General features: G+C 58.6%; 5 protein-coding genes and 1 pseudogene. 2 read left to right on the top strand and 4 right to left on the bottom strand.

The genetic code is table 11. From position 1 onward, the window contains the following. The 3 genes from NW837_RS12445 to NW837_RS12435 form a co-directional block, all read right to left on the bottom strand. Positions 1-537 (bottom strand): UDP-N-acetylglucosamine--N-acetylmuramyl-(pentapeptide) pyrophosphoryl-undecaprenol N-acetylglucosamine transferase (locus NW837_RS12445; protein ID WP_414331941.1); only part of this gene is annotated, 537 nt, incomplete at its 3' end. Between the two features lie 30 nt (positions 538-567). Then, the gene (locus NW837_RS12440) at positions 568-1,557 is read right to left on the bottom strand and encodes a photosynthesis system II assembly factor Ycf48 (RefSeq protein WP_414331939.1); all 990 of its coding nucleotides are present in this window, start codon (positions 1,555-1,557) and stop codon (positions 568-570) included. An 8-nt stretch (positions 1,558-1,565) separates the two neighbouring features. Further along, entirely contained in the window at positions 1,566-1,982 is a 417-nt protein-coding gene (locus NW837_RS12435) for a rubredoxin (RefSeq protein ID WP_414331938.1), read from the bottom strand. A gap of 212 nt (positions 1,983-2,194) precedes the next feature. Between NW837_RS12435 and NW837_RS12430 the strand changes: the two genes are divergently transcribed. Both NW837_RS12430 and tpiA read left to right on the top strand, forming a co-directional pair. After that, positions 2,195-2,605 (top strand): FHA domain-containing protein, encoded by a 411-nt coding sequence (locus tag NW837_RS12430; RefSeq protein WP_414331937.1) that lies wholly within the window; start codon positions 2,195-2,197, stop codon positions 2,603-2,605. Between the two features lie 226 nt (positions 2,606-2,831). Next, positions 2,832-3,584: a triose-phosphate isomerase gene (tpiA, locus tag NW837_RS12425; protein WP_414331943.1), complete on the top strand. Its 753-nt coding sequence runs from the start codon at positions 2,832-2,834 to the stop codon at positions 3,582-3,584. 4 nt (positions 3,585-3,588) lie between these two features. Here the strand turns inward: tpiA and NW837_RS12420 are convergent. Further along, positions 3,589-4,391: pseudogene (locus NW837_RS12420) on the bottom strand (malto-oligosyltrehalose synthase); the annotation flags it as partial.

The following is a 4,391-nucleotide window of genomic DNA, read 5'->3' as shown; positions in this document are numbered from 1 at the left end:
GAAAGGCTGGGGCGTGTAGAACTCGGCCCGCACCGGCGTACCCACCACTTGGGCGGCCACCCCTGGCAAATGCTCTGCCGTCTCCGCCATGCCCAGCGCCACCACCTGACAAAATCTCCCCAGCCAACGGGTCACTTTGCCCGGGATCCGATTGGACTCGTGCAGCAACACCGGTACCCCCAGCGAACGGGCGGCCAAAATGGCCGGAGCGGCAATGTACCCACCGGTGGTCAGGACAATATCAAACCGTCCCGACATAAGGAGTCGGCGCACTTGTAGGGTGGCGCGGGCCAGTTGGGCCAAGGCTTGCAGCTTGCGGAGAGGGGATCCCTGCCAGCCCGACATGACGACCCGGTGCAAGGGATACCGCTCCCGCACCAGCTTCCCTTCCATGCGATCCGGCACCCCCAGCCATTCGATCTGCCAGTCAGGCAACTGCTCGGCAACGGCCAAGGCCGGAAAAATGTGGCCACCAGTGCCGCTGGCAGCAACCAGCAGCCGAGGGCGTGAAGCTGGATCCTTGGCGCGTATATCCACCCGTGTGCCGATTAGGGATCCCTGAGACCTTCAGGAGTTGTTGGAGCTGACATAGCGCAAGAGGGTGCCCCGTTGCCCCAGAATAAACCCTTGCTCGGGGCCGAAAAACTCAATGCTGTAGAAGTTGGCGGGGATGTTGCTGAGTTTCTTGGCCTGCTCCCAGGTTTTGCCACCGTCAGGGCTGTGGATCAGGGTAGCGCCACCCCCCACCACCCACAGGTCGTGGTCGTTTTGATAGGCGGCATTGAGGTAGCCAAAGCTGAGGGCCCGCCCCGGACGCAGCGGCGACGACCACTGGCCGGAGGTGAAGTCATCGGTAAAGGCGATCTCCGCCCCTTGGTTCAATTTCCAAGCGCTGCCGTGGGGGCCAAAGCCCATGTTTTGAATGCGGCGGGAGCTTTCCCGCGGATAGGGCTTCCAGGCGCGGCTTTCTGGGGTGTACAGAAAGTAGAAGCTGCCCCGCGACGACACCGCCAGATATTCGCCTTCAGGGCCGCGGGCAATGTTTTTGATGGCCCCAATCGGCTCATCCACTTGGGCATGCCAGGTCTGACCGCCATCTTCGGTGCGGTAGATGGCCCCCACATTGGTCACCATTTCGGCGGCGCCAGGGCCCAGAGCCTGGATCAAGAGCGGCTCCCCTGGCAGTTGGTTGTTAAGGCGAATGGAAGTCCAGTCGGATCCCTCGTTCAGGGTGTGGAGGAGGATCTTCGGCTGCCCGGCCACCCAGCCTTCTGCCCCAGCAAAGCTAATGGAGGCCAGGTAGGCTTCCGGCTCCAGACCCGGCAGCTCCCGCACCTGCCAGTGCAGACCCCCATCGCGGGATTCCAGCAGCGTCGCCTTGTCTCCCACCAACCAGCCATGGGAAGGGGTGGTGCCGGTGAAGGCAATGTCCAGCAGAATGTTCTGGGTGGGCACTTCCACCTGCTGCCAGGGGACCACCCGCATGTTGGGCATCCCCGCCGCCATCAGCAGCACCGAGACAGCAACCAGCAGCACCAGCCTCAGGGGTTTGAACATCTTGACCCTCACTCGACGAAATAAAAACTCATCAAAAATAAAAATCCCAGCGCCAATCCCAAAAAGATCAGCAGGTTCTTTTGGGCAGGGGTCATCACATTCACCCCCAGGCCATAGCGCAGGTTCTCTTGAAAACCCGAAGGCTTGCCTTTGGCACCCACTGCTTGGAACAAGCGCTTGTCGGCTCGGCACACCGGACATTTCCAATCGGCTGGCAATTCCTCAAACGGCACGCCCGCCGGGATCCGATTGAGCTGATCCCCCTTGGCCGGTTCGTAAACATAGCCACAAGAACGACATTCGTAGCGCTGCATCCGCAGGGGATCGCTGAGCTGCGCATCGGTTTCATCTTCCGGCAACTCAATGAGCCTCGGTGTCTTGGGAGAACGGGGTTGAACACCGGGATCCGGTTGCGAGCCATTCATGGTCAGGGATCCATTTGCATCGTCGATCCTATTATGAGAGGAATTGTTACAAAAATCTACTCAGACCCTTTCTTGTTGCTCAGGGGGATCCCGCACCAGCCTGGGATGCCGACCTGAAGAGACTTATCCGGTGGACACAGGGATCCACCAGGGGGATCCTATGTTATGTTTTGGCTATCCTGCCCTCAGTGTTGTGCAAGCGGGTGCCTTTCATGACCACGCCCCCTCGCCGACCAGCCCTCAATCACGTGCTCATCGTCAAGGATCGTCATGGGCCAAAAGCCTACTGGTTGACGGCTGAGCTCTACTCCTTAGGCCGGGATCCACGCAACAGCATTCGCATCGACTCCCAGTACGCCTCTCGCTACCACGCCATTTTGGTCAAAACAGAATCCCCCTCTTCTCCCGATGGGTTCACTTACCAAATCATCGACGGAGACATTCAGGGCACCCCCAGCACCAACGGCCTTTACGTGTGTGGGCAACGGGTGGAATTTCGGGATCTGGAGGACGGGGACGAAATTCAGTTTGGCAACGATGCCACTGCTACCTACTCGGTGCAAAACAAGGATCTGGATGAAATCCTGGCTACTTTTGAAAACACCCAGATCGTTGAGCTCTGAGAGGCTGCTTTCCCTGTTGAGTTTTGGCCTGTGGGGGATCCCCCTGTCCCCACGTGGGTTGAAGGGTTAACCGGCGCTTGGAGAGGGGATCCCGTCGCCGTATTTTCGGGATCGCTTGCTGGTAAACTGTGTCATACGAAAAAACAAAGCTGGGATCCCTGCTGTTTTATTGGGCTTTCTGCTTGCGGGATCCCTTCCTTCTGTTGTCTCTAAGGGAGGATCCATCTTGCGCCCCATCCTCATCGCCGGCAACTGGAAAATGCACAAGACTCAGGCTGAGGCTCGCGAGTTTCTGCAAGAGCTGGGCCTGGCCCTACAATCATCGCCGTCAGGGTCAGCATCCCAGCGGCAGATCATCCTATGTGTGCCCTTTACAGACCTGGCGGTGGTGGCAGAGCAAAGCCGCGGATCCGACATAGCCGTGGGGGCACAAAATCTGCATTGGGAGGATCAGGGAGCTTTTACCGGGGAAATTTCCGGCCCCATGCTGGCGGAATTGGGGGTGCGCTACGTCATCGTCGGCCACAGCGAACGGCGGCAGTACTTCGGCGAGACGGACGAAACCGTCAATCGGCGTCTGGCAGCCGCCCAGCGGCACGGCCTTACCCCCATCCTCTGTGTGGGAGAAAGCCAGCAGCAGCGGGAGCAAGGCTTGACCGAGTCTTGGATTGTGGGGCAGTTGGATCGCGCCTTGCCGGGGATCGATCTGGGGAACTTGGTGATTGCCTATGAGCCCATTTGGGCCATCGGCACCGGCCAGACTTGCGCAGCTCAAGAGGCCAACCGGGTCATCGGCTTGATCCGGCAACACCTGGGCAATGCCCAACTGCCCATTTTGTATGGCGGCTCGGTGAAGGCCGGCAACATCGATGAGCTGATGGCCCAGCCTGAGATTGACGGCGTATTGGTGGGAGGGGCCAGCCTAGACCCCCAAGAGTTTGCCCGCATCGTCCATTTTCAGGCTCTAGCCCCCGCCTAGGCCGCTAGCGGGATTGTCCCCACAACAGGGCCACCGGGAAGGATTTTAAGACAACGCCCACCGGCAAGGTTTCGCCGGCAGGGATCCTTTCCTGGGTTAGCCCGTTCACCCAGTCCAGCCGCTTCCAGCGCGGCAGATGAATTTCGGTATCTGCCCAAACGGATTCTCCCAGAGGATCTTGGGTTTCGTCGATCAACTTTGTTAAAAAACGCGGCACCACCGTGAGCAATACCTGCTTGCCGTGCTGACGGGCAAAAGCCACAACATGGTCAGCATGGGATCCGCTGATTTGCAGAGGAATGTAGCTGCCCTCGAGAAACAATTGGGGCTGTTCCTGGCGGGCCTTGAGCACATGGTAAATCAGAAACAGCTTAATGCGTCCGTCGCTGCGGTGCAGGAGCAAATCCGCAATGAGTTGGAGAGGATCCTGTTTAACCCGCCGTTGAATTTCTTCCAAATAGGCGAGGCGACGGGAAAAATCCACAGGCCGACGATTGTCGGGATCCACCATGCTCAAATCCCACAGTTCCGTGCCTTGGTAAATATCCGGGATCCCAGGGCTGGTGAGCTTGATCAGCGTCTGCGAGAGGGAATTAAAAATGCCAAAGTGGGCAACTTTCCGTTGGAAAGGCAAAAAGGACTCCAAAAAGGGGTTAGGGCCTTGAAGGATCCGTTCGATAAAAGCGGTAGTGGCTTCTTCGTATTCGGTATCGGGGCGAAGCCAAGCGGTGTGGACCTTAGCTTCCCGCACTGCTTTGATGGCATAGTCTTTGACCCGCTGTACGAACTGGGGCACCTCTTCCGGTT

The sequence above is a fragment of the Synechococcus sp. R6-10 genome (genome assembly GCF_047461815.1).
Lineage (GTDB): Bacteria > Cyanobacteriota > Cyanobacteriia > Thermostichales > Thermostichaceae > Thermostichus.
This window is presented reverse-complemented; position numbering and strand designations above follow the sequence as displayed.

What these genes read in the sequence shown, in the direction of transcription:
- NW837_RS12440 (WP_414331939.1), bottom strand. Translation starts at nt 1,557, where the DNA reads ATGTTCAAACCCCTGAGGCTGGTGCTGCTGGTTGCTGTCTCGGTGCTG.
- NW837_RS12435 (WP_414331938.1), bottom strand. Translation starts at nt 1,982, where the DNA reads ATGAATGGCTCGCAACCGGATCCCGGTGTTCAACCCCGTTCTCCCAAG.
- NW837_RS12430 (WP_414331937.1), top strand. Translation starts at nt 2,195, where the DNA reads ATGACCACGCCCCCTCGCCGACCAGCCCTCAATCACGTGCTCATCGTC.